This is a genomic window from Pseudomonas sp. WS 5051, assembly GCF_012985715.1.
Classification (GTDB): Bacteria; Pseudomonadota; Gammaproteobacteria; order Pseudomonadales; family Pseudomonadaceae; genus Aquipseudomonas; species Aquipseudomonas bubulae.
In genome coordinates this window covers 184141-201244 of record NZ_JAAQWV010000005.1, presented here as the reverse complement: position 1 = coordinate 201244, position 17104 = coordinate 184141, and the positions used below count along the sequence as shown (strand labels likewise).

The window sequence follows — 17104 nt, the reverse complement described above, 5'->3', positions numbered from 1 at the left end:
CGCTTCGGCGGGTTTTTTTTGTTTCAAATTCAGGAGTTTTTGATGAAATCCATTTCGGTCAGCTCTGTGGCTTATCAAATCGACGGCCAACCTTACGAAGGCCGTTTGGCCTTTGATCCGAGCCGTGAAGACCCGTTGCCGGGTTTGCTGATGGCGCCCAACTGGATGGGCATCAGCGCAGGCGCCGAAGAGATTGCCAAGTCGGTGGCAGAACAGGGTTATGTGGTACTGATCGCCGATTTGTATGGCCAGGGCACCCGGCCCGGCAACGCCGACGAGGCCGGTGCGGCGATGATGCCGCTCAAGAATGACCGTGCCTTGCTGCGCAAGCGTATGTGGGCAGCGTATGACATGCTGAAAAATCAGGGCCTGGCCCAGGTCGACAGCAACAAGCTGGCAACCTTTGGTTTCTGTTTTGGCGGGTGCTGTTCACTGGAACTGGCACGCAGTGGTGCACCGTTGCAAGCTGCGGTGTCATTCCACGGCACGCTGGACACACCTAACCCGATCGATGCCCAGAGCATCAAGGGCTCGGTGCTGGTGTTGCACGGCGCGTCTGACCCGTTGGTGCCAAGCGAGCAGCTACCAGCGTTTGAGGCGGAGATGAACGCGGCGGGTGTGGACTGGCAACTGACCAGCTATGGCGGCGCAGTGCATTCGTTCACTGACCCCCACGCCAATGTGCCGGGCAAGATGATGTACGACGCCAAAACTGCGGGTCGGGCGTTCACCGCCATGCATAACTTGCTGGATGAAGTGTTTCGCGATTAATCGCAATCACAGACAGTCTGTGGGAGCGGGCTTGCTCGCGATGCTGACGGCTCGGTCTGTCAGACAACACCGGGCGATGCTATCGCGAGCAAGCCCGCTCCCACAGTGGTCACGCCGAACGTTCCATCACCTCGCTCACCGTCAAATCCCGCATCAACAACCCGTAGTTCAAGTCCACCTGCTCGGGGATCGGCAGGTACACGGTGTGGCCATCACCCGGCGCCACCTGGGTCGGCAAGCCTGCACTGTTAAGCAGCCGCTCCAGATCAAAGTGATAGTTGCCATGGGGTGTCATCAGCTCCAGATGATCGCCCAAAGCAAATCGGTTTTTCACTTTGACTTCGGCCAGGCCATTGCGTCGTTCGCCGGTCAATTCCCCGACAAACTGCTGACGATGGGACAGTGAGCTGCCATGCAGGTAGTTCTGGTATTCATCGTGTACATGGCGGCGCAAGAACCCTTCGGTATAACCACGCTGGGCCAGTGACTCCAGATCGGTCATCAGGCTGCGATCAAATTCACGACCCGCCACTGCATCATCAATCGCCTTGCGATATACCTGAGTGGCGCGCGCGCAGTAAAAGTGCGACTTGGTGCGGCCCTCGATCTTCAGCGAATGCACGCCCATTTCCGCCAGCCGCGCCACATGCTGTACAGCACGCAGATCCTTGGAGTTCATGATGTAAGTACCGTGTTCGTCCTCGAACGCGGTCATCGGTTCATCGGCACGGTTGGCTTCGTTCAGCACAAACACTTCGTCAGTCGGCGCACCCACGCCCAGGGTTGGCTCGACCACATTGACGATATTGCCCAGTTCGTTTTCCGTGGCCGGTTTGGCGTCGTATTTCCAGCGGCAGGCATTGGTGCAGCTGCCCTGGTTGGCATCACGCTTGTTCATGTAGCCAGATAACAGGCAGCGCCCGGAGTAGGCCATGCATAGCGCGCCATGTACGAAAATCTCCAGCTCCATATCGGGTACTTGCTGACGGATTTCTTCGATCTCTTCCAGCGACAACTCCCGGGACAGGATGATGCGGCTCAGGCCTTGCTGGCGCCAGAATTCAACACTGGCCCAGTTCACGGTATTGGCCTGCACCGACAAATGAATCGGCACATGGGGGAAGTTTTTGCGCACCAGCATGATCAGCCCCGGGTCGGACATGATCAGCGCATCCGGTGCCATGGCAATCACCGGCTCCAGATCCTTGAGAAAGGTACGCAGCTTGGCGTTGTGCGGGGCGATATTGACCACCACGTAAAAACGCTTGCCCTGAGCCTGGGCTTCGGCGATGCCAATGGCCAGGTTGGTGTGGTCGAATTCGTTGTTGCGCACGCGCAAGCTGTAGCGTGGTTGGCCCGCATACACCGCGTCGGCGCCATACGCGAAGGCATAGCGCATATTTTTCAGGGTGCCGGCAGGGGCGAGGAGTTCGGGCGGAGCAAGGCGCATAGTCAGTTCGTTCGCAAAAAAGGCGCGATGGTAGTCGAGCCCTTGCTCCCGGCTATTGATCTGGATCTATGCTTTGCGCGGCCAGGTCAGCATCACAATGCCCGCGACCACAATCAGGCCGCCGATGATCTGGCCGCTGCTGAGCAACTGGTCAAGAATCAGCCAGCCAAACAGCAGGCTCGCCACCGGTTCGACGTTCATTACCGGTGCGTTGCGGGCCATGTTCAGCCGCGTCATGCAGATAAACAACAGGCAGAAGCCCAGCCCGTAAAGCGCAACCAGAAAGGCCAGGGCTGTCCAGCCGGTAGACGAGGAGGGCAGCGACACCCCGCCCGGCAGCACCCCGCTGACCCCGGCCAGGGCTGCCGCACAAAATACGATAAGCATGGTCAGCATGCTACGCACCGTACCGCGCAGGCTCGAGAGTTTGTGATCGGTGATCCATAGCGCACAGGCAAACACGCAAGCGGCAGCAAAGCCGAAAAGGATGCCTTCGAGCCACTGTGCCTCGGTGGAGGCCTGGCTGGACAGTCGTTCGGGCACGTCGAGGGCAAACACCAGGCCGCACATGATCAACCCCATCAGCAGTGCCGCCCGCAGGGTGGGTGCCGCACCGCCCAGGGCCCAGGTCAGCAGTACCAGCAGGATCGGTGCCATATTGCCGATCAACAATGCCAGGGCCACGGGGATACGGGCCACGGCTGAATAAATGCAGAAGCTTTGTGCTGCGATCAGCAATCCCAACAGCAATTGCCAACGCCAGTTGGCGGGGGTTAGCCGAGGGCGCTCGCGTTGCCATAGCACCAGGCCGGTCAATACCAGCAAGGTCACGCCAGCACGACATAGAATCGCCAGCAGCAAACCGGTGTCGTGGTCGAAGGCAATCCGGGCGGCGATATGATTGCCCGCAAAAGCGCAGGCCAGCAGTACCAGAATCAATACTGCGATATGGCGGGGGAACAACGCAGGAGCAGACATAAGCAACCAGCCTCCTTGGCTGGAAATAGAGCCGCTTCAATATCCCTGTGGGAGCGAGCTCCCACAGGGGTAAGGCGGGGTTACAGCACCAGGTTTGGCAACCACAGCGAGATGGCCGGAACGTAGGTCACCAGCATCAGCACCATAAACAGTGCTAGGTAGAATGGCAGCAGCGCTTTAACGGTGTTTTCGATGGTGACCTTGCCCACGGCTGCACCCACGAACAGCACCGCGCCCACCGGCGGTGTGATCAGGCCGATGCCCAGGTTGACCAGCATGATCATGCCAAAATGTACCGGGTCGACACCGATACCGATGATCACCGGCAGCAGGATCGGGGTGAGGATCAGGATCAGCGGCGCCATGTCCATCACCGTGCCCAGCAACAACAACATGACGTTGATGCACATCAGGATCACGTAGCGGTTATCCGACAGGGTCAGGAACGCGGTGGTGATCTTCATCGGGATTTCCATCAGCGTCAGAATGTAACCGAAGCTGGCAGCAAAGCCGATCAGGATCATTACGATGGAAATGGTACGCACCGCCCGATGCATCAGCTTGGGCAGATCACGCCACTTGTAGTCGCGGTAAATGAACATGGTGACGAAGAACGACCACACCACCGCGACCGCCGCCGATTCGGTGGCAGTGAAGACGCCAGTGAGGATGCCGCCAAGGATGATGACCATGGCCATCAGGCCCCACATCGCTTCACCGGCGATTTTCAGCGCGGTGCGCAGCGGGATCACTTCACCCTTGGGGTAGTTGCGTCTGCGCGCAAAGATCATGCACAGGCCCATCATCACTGCGCTGAGCAACAACCCCGGCATGATCCCGGCCATAAACAGCGAAGCGATCGATACCGTGCCGCCCGCTGCCAGCGAGTACAGCACCGAGTTGTGGCTGGGCGGGGTGAGCAAAGCCTGTACCGAGCCGCTGACCGTTACCGCCGTGGAGAACTCACGGGGGTAACCGGCGCGCTCCATTTCCGGAATCAGTACCGAGCCCACGGAAGCGGTGTCGGCGACGGAAGAGCCGGAAATCGCGCCAAAGAAGGTCGAGGCGACGATATTGACCAGCGACAGACCGCCGCGCACAAACCCTACCAGTACCCCGGCAAAGGCCACCAGCCGACGTGACATGCCGCCTTCGGCCATGATCGCCCCGGCCAGGACAAAAAACGGGATGGCCAGCAGCGAGAACTTGTTAACCCCGCCAGCGACTTGAATCATCAGGGCATCGAACGGGATATCGATCCACCAGGCGCCGACCAGTGCCGACAGACCCAGCGCGTAGGCGACCGGCATGCCGATAAGGATCAGGGCGATAAAACTGCCCAACAGTACGAAAGCGTCCATTTATACGGCCTCTTCGCTGGCTTCTACAATGTCGAACCGCACGGCACGGCGGTGGCTTTGGTCACCCAGGAAGAGTTTTTCCAGGACGAAGATCAGGGTCACGATGCCGCCCAGCGGGATAGGCAGATAGGAGATGCCTACGCGCAAACCCGGCATTTCGCCAAGAAACTGGTTCCAGGTGGTCGCGCACAGTTTGAAGCCCTTGACCGTCATGAACAGGCAGACGATGACCATCAGGATTTGCACCAGCACCGCGGCCAGTTTGCGGACATGGGCCGGCATGCGCTCGACCGCCATCGCCACTGCCATATGGGCACCGGCACGGTAGCTGGCGGCAGCGCCAAAGAAGGTAAACACCACCATCAGCAGAATGGCGGTGGGCTCGGGCCAGCTGGAGCCGCTTCCCAGCACGTAGCGGGCAAAAATGCCCCAGGGGATGATCAAGGTCATGGTCAGCACCGACAAACCGGCGATCCCGATGCAGGCCCTGTACAGCAAGTCATTAAAGCGCAGTACGGTATTTTTCATGGGGCTCACCACTACGCGGCAAACGGGCTTGCGCCCGTTGCGGCGGCGTTATCGGACTGGCTTATTGGACGGCTTCGATGCGCGAGATCAGATCTTTGTAGTTGGCACCGTACTTGTCGCGAACCGGCTGGGTGGCGTCGTAGAAGGCTTTTTTCTGCTCCGGGGTGAGGGTGATGAATTCCACGCCTGCGGTCTTGAGCTTGGTTTCGCTCTCCGCGGATTTTTTGTCCCAGATCACTCGCTCTTCCATTTGCGCTTCACGGGCCAGTTTTTGCACCAGGGCTTGTTGCTCGGGGCTGAGTTTGGCCCAGGTGGTCTTGGCGATCACGATCGGCTCGGGGAGGATCAGGTGGTCGGTCCAGGTGAAGTACTTGGCGTTCTGGTAGTGGTTGTGCTCAAGGAAGGTCGGCGGGTTGTTCTCTGCGCCATCGATCACGCCGGTCTGCAGGGCGCTGAAAATCTCGCCGGTGGCCATGGCGATGCCATTACCGCCCATGTCGTTGATGGTGTCGATAAACACCGGGTTGCCTTGTACGCGGATTTTCATGCCTTTGAGGTCGGCAATCTCACGTACCGGTTTTTTTGTGTACAGGTTGCGTGTGCCGCCATCCATCCAGGCCAGCGCGACCATATTGAAGTCGGAGTTGGTGATTTTATCCAGCATCTCCTGGCCGATTTCGCCGTCGATGATCTTGCGCATATGGGCCTGGTCGCGGAACACGAACGGCAGGTTGAAGGCATTGGTTTCCGGTACTACCGGACCAAGGATGCCGAGGCTGACCCGGGTCATCTGCACCGCGCCGGACTGCAATTGTTCGACCACTTCTTTCTCTGAACCCAGTACGCCACCAGCAAACATCTTGAAAGAAATATCGCCGTTGCTCTGTTCCTGAAGCTTTTTGCCCATTTCCTGTTCGGCCAGCACCGGCGGATAGCCAGTGGGATGAACCTCGGCGAACTTGATCTTGATTTCGGCCTGGGCCACGCCTGAGAGGCAGAAGGCCAGGGGGAGAGCAGCAATCAGCAGGGTGCGTTTGAAATCCATGGGTCACTCCAAATATTGTTTTTGTTATTTCAAGGTGTTGGATCGGTTGTCAGTTATTCAGTAGTGGCTCCGGCAAGCCCTTGACCCCGGGGCGGAGGGCAAACACGCCTCCTGCCAACGGCTGGTCGGCGAGATCGCCTGCAGGGCGGATCGAGGTCACAAACAGGGTGTCCAGATCAGCGCCGCCAAAAGCGCACATCGCCGGTTTTTTCACGGGTACGGTCAGGGAGCGGTCGAGCTTGCCTTGCGGGGTAAAGCGATGGATCAGCCCGGCATCGTTGCCGCAAATCCAGTAGCAGCCCTCGGCATCCACGGCGGCGCCATCGGGGCGACCCGGGTGCTCGCCCATGTCCACAAACAGGCGACGGTTGTGAGGGGTACCCGTGTCGGTGTCGTAGTCAAAAGCCCAGATTTTTTGCACGTCCGGGTGTGAGTCCGACAGGTACAGGGTTTTGCCATCGGGGCTGAACGCCAGGCCGTTGGGCACGATCAAGCCCTGCAGTTGCGCCTTGAGCGGCTCGGTCTGGCCTGCGTTGTAGCGGTACATGGCGCCCACCGGGGCGCCGGCGGCCATGTCCATCACCATGGTGCCCGCCCAGAAGCGGCCCTGGCGGTCGCAGCGGCCATCATTGAAGCGCATGCCTGGCAGGGCATGGGTCACGCTGGCCAGCAAACGACTGTCGAGGCTGCCATCGGCGTGAGGGGTGATAGCGAACAGACCGTTTTCCATCGCGGCGATCCAACTGCCATGACCTGTCTGAGCAATGCAGGCGAGCATTTGCGAGGCTTGCCAACTGTGCTCTTTACCATCGGCGGGGCTCCAGCGATGCAAGCGTTTTGCCGGGATATCCACCCAGTAAAGTGCCTGCTCCGCGATGCTCCAGACCGGGCTTTCGCCGGTGGCATTACGTGCATCGAGAATCAGTTCAGCTGTCATGATGCCTCGACCTCTGTGATCTTGTTTTGGTGGCAGGGGCGTATTTATTCGTCGCCAAACGGGCCGGCAGCCACGAAGGCACCGCCCTGGTAAACCATGCTCGGGTCATTGGCCGCAGGTATCGGCTGAGCTTCGATCTTGTCGCGAAACACTTCAGAGGTGTCCCTGGGCTCAAAACCCAGGTGGGCGGCATAGCGGTTGTCCCACCACACATTGAGGTTGTTGGAGGCGCCATAGACCACGGTGTGGCCGACATCCGGCGTGTACAGCGAGCGCTCGAGCAGCTGTGTAAGGTCAGCAAAGCTCAGCCAGGTGCTCATCATCCGGCGGTTTTGCGGCTCGGGGAACGAGGAACCGATGCGGATGCTGACGGTTTCGATGCCATAGCGATCGAAGTAGAAGGTGGCCATGTCTTCGCCATAAGACTTGGACAGCCCGTAGTAACTGTCAGGCCGGCGCGGGGAGTGGGTATCCAGGGTCTGGTCCTGTTTGTAGAACCCGATGACATGGTTGGAACTGGCGAAAATCACCCGTTTGACGCCATGCCGGCGTGCCGCTTCGTAGATATGGAAAATGCCGCTGATATTGGGGCCGAGGATCTCTTCGAACGGGCGCTCCACCGAGACACCGCCAAAGTGCAGGATGGCGTCTACCCCTTCAACCAGCTGGTGGACGGCCTGTTTGTCGGCAAGGTCGCACATGAGCACTTCCTCGCGGCTGTCGGCAGCGGGAGCCATTGCGGCGATATCTGAAAGTCGCAGCACCCTGGCGTAGGGCTTGAGGGTTTCGCGTAGCACCTTCCCCAGACCGCCAGCAGCACCGGTGAGGAGAAGGCGATTGAAGGGGGTTTGGACAGTGTGTGTGGTTGTCATCAAAGGGCCCTGTCGTACTTGTTATTGTCAGTTGTCGTATGACTTGGGTTGGATTATTCACAGTCATTGCGGTGGTTGTCAATGCACAAGTGATCTGGATTATTCACCAAAAGCACCCTCTCCCAAAGGGAGAGGGGACTAAAGGCAAAAGCAGTTCTGCGTAACACCACGCATCAGCCCCCTCTCCCTTTGGGAGAGGGCAGGGGTGAGGGTCGCAAGCGCCCCCCGATGGCACAGACATGACTTACAGCAACGACAACGGATAGCTGATAAAGATGCGGTTTTCGTCGAATTCGTGGGTGCTGTAGTCGCGTCGGATACTCGCATTGCGCCAGCGCAGGTTAAGGTCCTTGAACGTACCGGCCTGTACGGTGTAAGCCAGTTCCGATTCGCGGCCCCATTCCTTGCCATCGGTGATGCTGCCGGTGTGGATGTTATCGCCACTGATATAGCGGTTCATCATGGTCAGGCCGGGGACGCCGAGCACCGCGAAATCCAGGTCATGACGCACTTGCCAGGAGCGCTCCTTGGCCAGGTCATAGCTGGAGTTGTAGCTGTCGTTGGCCAGGGTTCCGCCGCTGGTGCCATTGACCCTGAACCAGCCATCGTCGCCACTGATTTTCTGCAGGCCCACATACAGAGTGTTGCCCTTGTATTTGGCCGACAGCAGGGCGTAGGCGGTTCTATTGTCCAGGTCCCCCGCCAGTTTGTTACCGTCTTCCTTGCCCCAGAAATAACCGAGGTTTGCGCCCAGCGTCACATCGCCAACAGGTTGGCTGTGCAACACGTTTAAAAATTGCTGCTGGTAGATGTCTTCCAGCTGGGCATACCACAGGCCGACCTGGGTACGCTTTTCATTGAAGCTGTAATCACCGCCGGCAAAGTTGAAGCGATCGGAGGTAAAGGCACCTTTGCCGTTGAGCGACATGTCTTCCATGCTTGCGTCGTTACGCGGGCTGTTGGCGCGGAACTGGCCACCGTAGAGGTTCAGCCCGGCGATTTCTTTTGAAGTGATCTGGCCGCCACGGAAGGTTTGCGGCAAGGAGCGGCCATCGTCCGAGCGCAGGATCGGCAGTACCGGCATCCACTCGCCGATTTTCAGTTCCGTATTGGAGATTTTGGCCTTGGCCGCAACACCCAAACGACCAAAGTTATCGGCGGGCTCACCATCGCTGTGGGTCGGTAACAGTTGAGTACCGACCGTGCCCTTGCCGCCGTCGAGTTTTTGCGAGTAAAGCCCCAGTACATCCACTCCGAAACCGACAGTGCCCTGGGTAAAGCCGGACTTGACGTCGAGAATGAAGTTTTGCGTCCACTCTTCGGCCTTGCTTTGCGGGTAGTCAGGGTTGGTATAGTTGCGGTTGATGTAGGCGTTGCGCAGGTTCAATGTAGCCTTGGTGTCATCGATAAAGCCTTCGGCCATACCGCTGACGGGCAGCGTCAGACCCATGCTGCCAAGGCCCAGCAACACCAGCGAGCGGGTACCACGGGAGGTTCTTGAGCAAGTGAACAGGGAGGGGGCACAGGTAGGTGTGATCATCCGTAGAGCTCCTGAGTATTATTATTTTTGTTATCTGTCGTCGTACAACCAGGCAGATTATTTACAGACTGTCTAGGGAGTTGTCAATGTCAGCGGCTACACTGCGTGCACCAGATTCCTACTCGCATCACTGACATGGATGGCTCATGAACGAAACAAGTCTGCAACGTAAAACCCTGCTCCTGTTGCTGGCCTTGGTCACAATTGCATTCATCTGGATTTTATTGCCGTTTTATGGCGCGATTTTTTGGGCTGTTGCCCTGGGGATTCTGTTTGCACCCCTGCAACGCAAGCTGCTACTCAAGCTAAAAGGCCGACGCAACCTGGCAACTTTTACCACGCTGGGGGCCTGTACGGTGATCGCGATCATTCCGGTCATCATCACCACGACCTTGCTGGTGCAGGAAGTGGCAACGCTCTACAAGGATGTTGAAAGCGGCAGAATCAACGTCGCCAGCTATGTCATGCAGTTCAAGGATATCCTGCCGGCCACCGCCCAGGACTGGCTTGACCGTTTCGGCATGGGCAATATCGACGGGCTGAGCGAGAAAGTATCCAAGGGTGCACTCGAAGGCAGCCAGTTTTTTGCCACCCAGGTGTTCAGCTTTGGTCAGAGCACCTTTGATCTGGTGGTGAGCTTTTTCATCATGCTGTACCTGCTGTACTTCTTTATTCGTGATGGCCAGCAAATGGTGCGCACCATCCGCAACGCGGTACCGCTTGCAGAACAGCAAAAACGCCTGTTGCAGCTCAAATTGCGCCGTGTGGTCCGGGCCTCGGTCAAGGGCAACCTGGCGGTGGCCATTACCCAGGGGGCATTGGGCGGGGTGATTTTCTGGGTGTTGGGCATCCACAGCGCGCTGTTCTGGGCGGTGCTGATGATGTTCCTGTCGCTGTTGCCCGCCGTGGGTGCCGGCATCGTCTGGGCACCGGTCGCGGTTTACTTCGTAGTGACCGGCTCGGTCTGGCAGGGTGTGGTGCTGGCGCTGTATGGGGTCTTTGTGATCGGCATGGTGGACAACGTGCTGCGCCCCATCCTGGTGGGCAAGGACACGAAAATGCTGGACTTCCTGATTTTGATCTCGACCCTGGGCGGCATGGCGATCTTCGGCCTCAATGGCTTTGTGATCGGGCCATTGATTGCCGCCCTGTTCCTGTCCAGCTGGGGCCTGTTCAGTGGCACCCGGCGCAAGGTGCGGTTGCCAGCCGATATCCCGTCCGGCGATTAACGGAAGCTGTAGGAAACCCCCACGTAGGCGCCCCTGCCTTCACCGGGGGTGGAGCGCGCGGCGTCCAGTCCCTTGTCGTCATACCCTGGCGTAACCGTAGCGGCATAGCGCTCGCCACTCAGGTTGCGCAGGTCGAGCCAGGCTTGCCAGTCCTGCTTGGGGGCGTTGTAGCCCAGGGTTGCGCCCCAAAGCATATAGGACGAGGTGTAATACGAGTTGGCGTAATCCACCGCCATGCGTGAGGCAACCTGGGTGTTCACCCCGGCATAGAAGCCCTGCGGATGGTCATAGCGTACTTCGGCCTGGTAGTAGTGTTGCGGGATCCCCGGCAACTTGTTGTCGCCAAAGCGCTCGTCGTCACGGTAATGGAAGTCGCTGAAGGTGTAGGCCTGGCGCAGGGATACCTTGCCCACTGCTTGTCTTTCCCACAGCAGGCTGTTGAGTCCTGCTTCGATGCCTTGGTGCACGGTGGGGCTGGCGTTGGACTCGCCGACAATCGGGCTTTGGGTGAGAGTGGCGGCCTGGGTTTCGACGCTCAGCAGTTCATGGCGCACGGCCGAGTAATACCAGGCCAGATCCCACTGCCCGAGCCACGAATCGCCACGGGTGCCCAGTTCCAGAGTAGTAGCAGTTTGATTGTCCAGCGACACGGGGGTGCTCTGGCGACCGGTAGCCGGGCCACTGTTGACCGGGAAGGTAAACGGCGAGCCCCAGATCATCGACCACGGGTGCGGCGGCTCAACCGAACGGCTCAGGTTGGCGTATACCTGCAAGTGCGGATTGAACTCGTAACGCAGGCCAACACGGGGCGCGTAGTCCCAGTCATGCTGGCTGACCTTGCCACCGCTGTCGGGGTAGCTCACGTCGCTCTCGCGGCGGGTGTAGATCAGCGCCATGCCGGTGGTCAGCCACAGGTCGGGGATCAGTTCCAGATCATTGCTGGCGTGCAGCACGGTGTCGGAACCCTGGTAACTGAAGTCGCGAATCTTGGTGCCCGGGGCATAGCCTGCAGTGTTGCCCACAGGGATACGCACATATTCCGATGCACCGCTGTTAGGCAAATGCTTGGTGTTGCGCAGGCCCACGGTGGTGTTGCTTTCAAGGCCGAACAGAGTGTCGCGGCGCTTGTAGTTGAGCGTGCCGCTGACATCGGTGTAGGCAACTTTCAAACGGTTAGGGCCTTCTCGCAGATCCATCGGGTAGTCGTGATAGACCAGGCCCACTTCCAGCTGCGAATCGTCATCCAGGTACATCGTGGTCTTGTTGCCCAGCCAGGTACTGCCGGGTTGCGGGCGGCTGTAGTCCCCTGCCACATAGGCCGGGTTGGCTGCGCGGGGGTGATGCTTGATATTGTCTTTGGTCACGCGCCCGGCCAGTTCGTTATCGGTTTCGCGATAGCGCAGGTAGAAGCGGGTTTCCAGTTGTGGACTGAAGCGATAACCGACATTGGCTGCGATGCCTTTGCTGCTGCCAGCGGTATGGTGTTGATAGCCGTCGGTGTCTGAGTCGGTCAGGGCGACATAGTAGTCCAGATCTCCCAGCACCTGCCCGGAGCTGATCTGGCGTTTCTGATAGCCATAGCTGCCCGTTTCGTAACGCACCTGCAATGGCGCGGCGTCGTAGCCGGTGTGGGTGACGTAGTTGATCGAGCCGCCCAGGGCCAGCGAGCCGGTGTCGAAGCCATTGGCGCCGCGCAGCACTTCGGCGCGGCTCAACCATAGCGGCTCGAACAGTTCGTAGGGCGTACCGCCGGGGCCGGTCAGGGGCAGGCCGTCGAACATGACATACAGCCCCGAGCCGTGGGCGCTGGGGGCGCGGTTGATACCCGAGCCACGCACCGAGACCTTGGTCCCGTCATTGCCCGCCGATTGCGCGTAGACCCCTGGCTGGTAGGCCAGCACATCGGCATTGCTGGCGGTGCGACCGTTTTCGACGCGGGCCATATCGATCAGGTTGCTGGCGCCGGGCACTTCATTGAGTGCGTTCTGGGCGGCTTCCAGTTCGCTGCTTTCTTCGCTGCGTACCTGCACCTCACCCAGTTCCAGGGCACTGCCGTAGGCGGGGGTGGCACTGAGGAGTGCCAAAGGTAAAAGCGAGGAGAACACGGATCGCATTAATGGAGCTTCCAGATCGATGGGCGGGCGGCGCGCCAGCCTATACAAGCCCGGAATCACTCGCAACTGTCACGGTTGCAATCCAGTTGTGGGAGCGAGCCTGCTCGCGAAGCTGCAAGCTCACGCTTTTTCGGGATTTATCGCACAGGTTTGGCAATTGCTGGAGGTCTGATGCGGGGCCTATAGTGGGTGCTCGCCGATAAGGCGACCGGGTTTGGCGATCCGCAGTAACTTTAAATAAGTACATAATTGCTATTTACGGTTGAGCGTGTAATTTGCTCGAAATGTTTTATGGCAGTTGTACGTGGGAGATCTTCGGGTCTGCCGGGTTTTCTTAAAGTTACCGGTTCGCCAACCCACGTACAGCGGCCACCTTTTTTGTTTGGCGACAAAAATGGATGGCTAAATCCAACTTTAAGAGACTTTCTTATGACGAATTCACCGTATATCCCGTTAACAGCCATTGACTGCACCATCCCCGCCTTGCTGATCGATCGCAACGTCCCCCTCGATGTGCTCCATGCCAACGCAGTCGCCCGCGTTCTGGCTGTAACTCAACTGATGGAATCGTTCTCCAGCCGCGAAGTGCAGCAGGCCGATTCGGTTGATCTCAAACATCTGGCCACGGTTTCGGCGCAATTGCTGCGCGATGGTTGTGACCTGCTCGATGTGCTGGGCTGGCGCTTGCGGCCCGCTTGATCGTGTTTGTTTAACTGATACGTTGAGTACATATCCGGCATTTGTGTCTAACTGAAATAGTGGTTTCGCCCTTACGGCGAGTCCCTTTTTGAAGGACCAAAAAGGAACCAAAAAGTCCTCGCCCCATCGTACGGCCTTCGCTTCGCTCAGGTTCCCTCGCTCTGGCTCTGCTCCGTGGGCACGCCGCCACGGGCCATCCATGGCCCATCGCGGCTCTCCCGGCATCCATGCCGGGAGACCCACTCCACAGAACCTCCTCTCGGCCTCCCGGGAGGGCTGGCAGATCAAAAGCACTGCACCGCGAGGCGGCCGACCGGCCGGCCTGTTTGGCGGCGAGGTCTGCGAGCCCCGCACATCCCCTCTGTGGGAGCGGGCTTGCTCGCGATGGCATCGGCGCGCTTAGCCTGCCAGACCATGCCGTCTGCATCGCAGGCAAGCCAGCTCCCACAGGTTTAGCGTCGCATAGAAATCCTGAGTATTTACAACTTCCACATGATTTGTGGTGCAACAAAAAACCCCGTGAAGGCCAGGCCTCCACGGGGTTTTGGGTACAGCCGCTAACGCTTAGCCAACCAGGCCCAGGGTTGCCTGTTGCACCAGCTGCAGCATCGGCTGCGGGTAGACACCCAGGAAGAACACCAGTACCGAGACCGCCAGCAGCATCACGCCGCCCGCTTTCTGTTCCCAGTTCAGCGGTGCATCGTGGCGATGCAGTTTCGGCTCGACCAGGTACAGGGTCACCATCACACGCAGGTAGTAGAACACGCCAATGGCGCTACCCAGGATCAGGGAACCCACCAGCCACCATTGGTGAGCTTCAACACCGGTGGCAATGATGTAGAACTTGCCGATAAAGCCGGCGGTCAGCGGGATACCCGCCAGCGACAGCATCATCACGGTCATCACCGCAGTCAGGTACGGACGACGCCAGAACAGGCCGCGGTACTCGTACAGTGCGTCGGCGTCACGACCTTTGTACGGCGAGGACATCAACGTGATCACACCGAATGCACCCAGGCTGGTCAGCACATAGGTGATCAGGTACACGCCGATGGCTTCCATGGCCATGCCTTTGCTCGCCACCAGGGCGATCAGCAGGTAGCCAAAGTGAGCGATGGACGAGTAACCCAGCAGACGCTTGAGGTTGTTCTGGGTCAGTGCCAGCAGGTTACCGAACAGGATCGAGGCAATCGCGATCACGGTCAGGACATCGCTCATCACACCGGTGGTTGCCGATGGGGTGATCTGGAACAGACGCACCATCACGGCAAACACGGCAACTTTAGACGCGGTAGCCAGGAACGCGGCCACCGGCGCCGGAGCACCTTCGTATACGTCCGGCGTCCACAGGTGGAAAGGCACCAGCGACAGTTTGAAGGCCAGGCCCACCAGCATCATGCCCAGGCCCAGTTGGGCAATGGCGCTAGGAGCGCCAGTGGCCGCCAGGGCGTGACCGATACCGCTGAAGCTCAAGCTGCCGGCTTCGGCGTACAGCAAGGCCATGCCGAACAACAGGAACGCGGAACCGGCTGCCGACAGCACCATGTACTTGATGCCGGCTTCCAGGGAGCGCTTGTTGAAGAAGGCATAGGCCACCAGGCCGTAAACCGGTACCGAGAGCAGTTCCAGACCGATAAACAAACCGGCCAGGTGTTGCGCGCTGACCAGCACAATACCGCCGGTCGCTGCCAGCAGCATCAGCAGGTACAGCTCTTCGCGGTTGCCCGGGTAGCCCGTGCCGCCTTCACCCAGGTAAGCGTGCGCCAGGGTGACGCAGGCCAGGGTCGCGACCAGGATCAGGCCGATATACAGATAGGCGAAGTTGTCCATCATCAACAGCGGGGTGACAGCCAGTGGAACAACTTTCAACGCCGGGAAGATCGACAACAGGGCCAGGTTAAGACCCGCCACCGAAAGCAGGAAGGTCTGTGAATGGTTGCGGCGCCACGCGATTGCCAGCATCACCACAACAACGGTGAGGCTGGTAATCAGCAGTGGAGCAAGCGCGATAAAGTGTTGGATCGTGAATTCCATAGCGCTCTTACCGGGCCGAAGCGAGTTGAGTGAAGGCGGTGCCGAGCCATTGCTGCACGCCATGCATGGTCGCAGCGGAGGTATCGAGGAACGGTTGTGGGTACACGCCGATAAACACCAGCAATACCGCCAGACCGAGCACCATGATCAGTTCACGTGCATCCATACCGGCCAGTACATCGTCGGATTTGGATGGGCCGAAGTAGGCACGGTGAATCATGATCAGCGAGTAGACCGAACCAAACACCAGGCCGGTTGTGGCGATCGCGGTGACCCAAGGGAAGCTGGCAAACGAGCCAATCAGGATCAGGAACTCGCCGACAAAGTTGCCGGTGCCCGGCAAGCCCAGGGACGCCGCCGCGAAGAACAGGCTAATGGCTGGCAGGTAAGCGATCTTCGACCACAAACCACCCATTTCACGCATGTCACGGGTATGCAGACGCTCATACAACTGGCCGCTGAGGATAAACAGCGCAGCTGCCGAAACACCGTGGGCCAGCATCTGGATCACGGCGCCTTGCAGGGCCAGCTGGCTGCCGGAGTAGATACCGATCAGCACGAAACCCATATGGGAAACGCTGGAGAACGCGATCAGACGCTTGATATCGGTTTGTGCGAACGCCAGGAAAGCACCGTAGAAAATCCCGATCAGACCCAGGGTCATGGCGATCGGCGCAAACTCGGCCGAGGCATTCGGGAACAGCGGCAAGGCGAAACGCAGCAAGCCATACGCAGCGGTCTTCAACAGGATACCGGCCAGGTCCACAGAACCTGCGGTAGGTGCCTGTGCGTGAGCATCCGGCAGCCAGGAGTGGAACGGTACGACCGGCAGCTTCACGGCGAAAGCAATGAAGAAGCCCAGCATCAGGATGTACTCGGTGGTGAGCGACATCTTGGTTTTCAGCAACTCGGCGTAGCTGAAGGTAATCACGCCGGTGTTGTTGAAGTTGACCAGCACCAGACCCAGGATCGCCACCAGCATGATCAGGCCGGAAGCTTGAGTGAAGATGAAGAACTTGGTGGCGGCGTAGATACGGGTTTTCTTGCCGTCCGACGAGCTATGACCCCAGAGCGCGATGAGGAAATACATCGGCACCAGCATCATTTCCCAGAAGAAGAAGAACATGAACAGGTCGATGGCGAGGAACACGCCAACCACACCGCCCAGGATCCACATCAGGTTCAGGTGGAAGAAGCCCACGTGACGCTGAATTTCTTTCCACGAACACAGCACCGACAGCACACCGAGCAAGCCGGTGAGCAGGATCATCAGCAGCGACAGGCCGTCCAGCGCCAGGTGCACGCTGATACCGAAGCGGGCAATCCAGGTGTGCTGGAACTCAAGGGCCCAGGTCGGATCGGCGCCAGGCGCCGGTGCAAATGAGTAGTTCCCCTGGGACCACAGCCAAAGGCCGAGGGCAAGCTCAAGGGACATGGTCAGCAACGCAATCCAGCGTGGCAGGGTAGAGCCGAAGCGCTCACCCAGCCAGCACAGCAGGCCGCCGATAAAGGGGATCAGGATTAGCCAAGGCAGAATCATGACGGG

14 protein-coding genes are annotated in these 17104 nt (G+C 59.0%); 3 read left to right on the top strand and 11 right to left on the bottom strand.

Features of this window, described 5'->3' with window-relative positions:
* Positions 1-42 precede the first annotated feature (42 nt).
* Positions 43-771: a dienelactone hydrolase family protein gene (locus HBN79_RS10245; protein ID WP_095019113.1), complete on the top strand. Its 729-nt coding sequence runs from the start codon at positions 43-45 to the stop codon at positions 769-771.
* Between the two features lie 109 nt (positions 772-880).
* Here HBN79_RS10245 and yegQ read toward each other — a convergent pair whose 3' ends face one another.
* The 8 genes from yegQ to HBN79_RS10205 all read right to left on the bottom strand — a co-directional run bounded on the left by yegQ (position 881) and on the right by HBN79_RS10205 (position 9482).
* Positions 881-2221, bottom strand: coding sequence for a tRNA 5-hydroxyuridine modification protein YegQ (yegQ, locus tag HBN79_RS10240; protein WP_095031726.1), 1341 nt, complete (start codon positions 2219-2221; stop codon positions 881-883).
* Positions 2222-2287: 66 nt separating this feature from the next.
* On the bottom strand, positions 2288-3199 hold the full coding sequence (locus HBN79_RS10235; protein WP_095002110.1) for a DMT family transporter: 912 nt from the start codon (positions 3197-3199) through the stop codon (positions 2288-2290).
* An 80-nt stretch (positions 3200-3279) separates the two neighbouring features.
* Positions 3280-4560, bottom strand: coding sequence for a TRAP transporter large permease (locus HBN79_RS10230; RefSeq protein WP_095002109.1), 1281 nt, complete (start codon positions 4558-4560; stop codon positions 3280-3282).
* Entirely contained in the window at positions 4561-5088 is a 528-nt protein-coding gene (locus HBN79_RS10225) for a TRAP transporter small permease (RefSeq protein ID WP_095002108.1), read from the bottom strand. It abuts the gene before it with no gap.
* A 61-nt stretch (positions 5089-5149) separates the two neighbouring features.
* Positions 5150-6133: a TRAP transporter substrate-binding protein gene (locus HBN79_RS10220; protein ID WP_095002107.1), complete on the bottom strand. Its 984-nt coding sequence runs from the start codon at positions 6131-6133 to the stop codon at positions 5150-5152.
* 49 nt (positions 6134-6182) lie between these two features.
* On the bottom strand, positions 6183-7070 hold the full coding sequence (locus HBN79_RS10215; protein WP_095002106.1) for an SMP-30/gluconolactonase/LRE family protein: 888 nt from the start codon (positions 7068-7070) through the stop codon (positions 6183-6185).
* Between the two features lie 44 nt (positions 7071-7114).
* Positions 7115-7942 (bottom strand): NAD(P)-dependent oxidoreductase, encoded by an 828-nt coding sequence (locus HBN79_RS10210; RefSeq protein WP_169916682.1) that lies wholly within the window; start codon positions 7940-7942, stop codon positions 7115-7117.
* Between the two features lie 244 nt (positions 7943-8186).
* Entirely contained in the window at positions 8187-9482 is a 1296-nt protein-coding gene (locus HBN79_RS10205; protein WP_169916681.1) for an OprD family porin, read from the bottom strand.
* A gap of 146 nt (positions 9483-9628) precedes the next feature.
* Between HBN79_RS10205 and HBN79_RS10200 the strand changes: the two genes are divergently transcribed.
* On the top strand, positions 9629-10711 hold the full coding sequence (locus tag HBN79_RS10200; protein ID WP_169916680.1) for an AI-2E family transporter: 1083 nt from the start codon (positions 9629-9631) through the stop codon (positions 10709-10711).
* Here HBN79_RS10200 and HBN79_RS10195 read toward each other — a convergent pair.
* On the bottom strand, positions 10708-12825 hold the full coding sequence (locus HBN79_RS10195) for a TonB-dependent receptor (RefSeq protein ID WP_169916679.1): 2118 nt from the start codon (positions 12823-12825) through the stop codon (positions 10708-10710). The two genes, HBN79_RS10200 and HBN79_RS10195, sit on opposite strands and share 4 nt — an antisense overlap.
* Before the next feature lie 429 nt (positions 12826-13254).
* Between HBN79_RS10195 and HBN79_RS10190 the strand changes: the two genes are divergently transcribed.
* Positions 13255-13524, top strand: coding sequence for a short-chain dehydrogenase (locus tag HBN79_RS10190; protein WP_095019118.1), 270 nt, complete (start codon positions 13255-13257; stop codon positions 13522-13524).
* 564 nt (positions 13525-14088) lie between these two features.
* Here the strand turns inward: HBN79_RS10190 and nuoN are convergent.
* Together nuoN and nuoM are read right to left on the bottom strand one after the other, a co-directional pair.
* Positions 14089-15558, bottom strand: coding sequence for an NADH-quinone oxidoreductase subunit NuoN (gene nuoN, locus HBN79_RS10185; protein ID WP_095003304.1), 1470 nt, complete (start codon positions 15556-15558; stop codon positions 14089-14091).
* A 7-nt stretch (positions 15559-15565) separates the two neighbouring features.
* The gene (gene nuoM, locus HBN79_RS10180) at positions 15566-17098 is read right to left on the bottom strand and encodes an NADH-quinone oxidoreductase subunit M (protein WP_095003303.1); all 1533 of its coding nucleotides are present in this window, start codon (positions 17096-17098) and stop codon (positions 15566-15568) included.
* Positions 17099-17104: the final 6 nt, after the last annotated feature.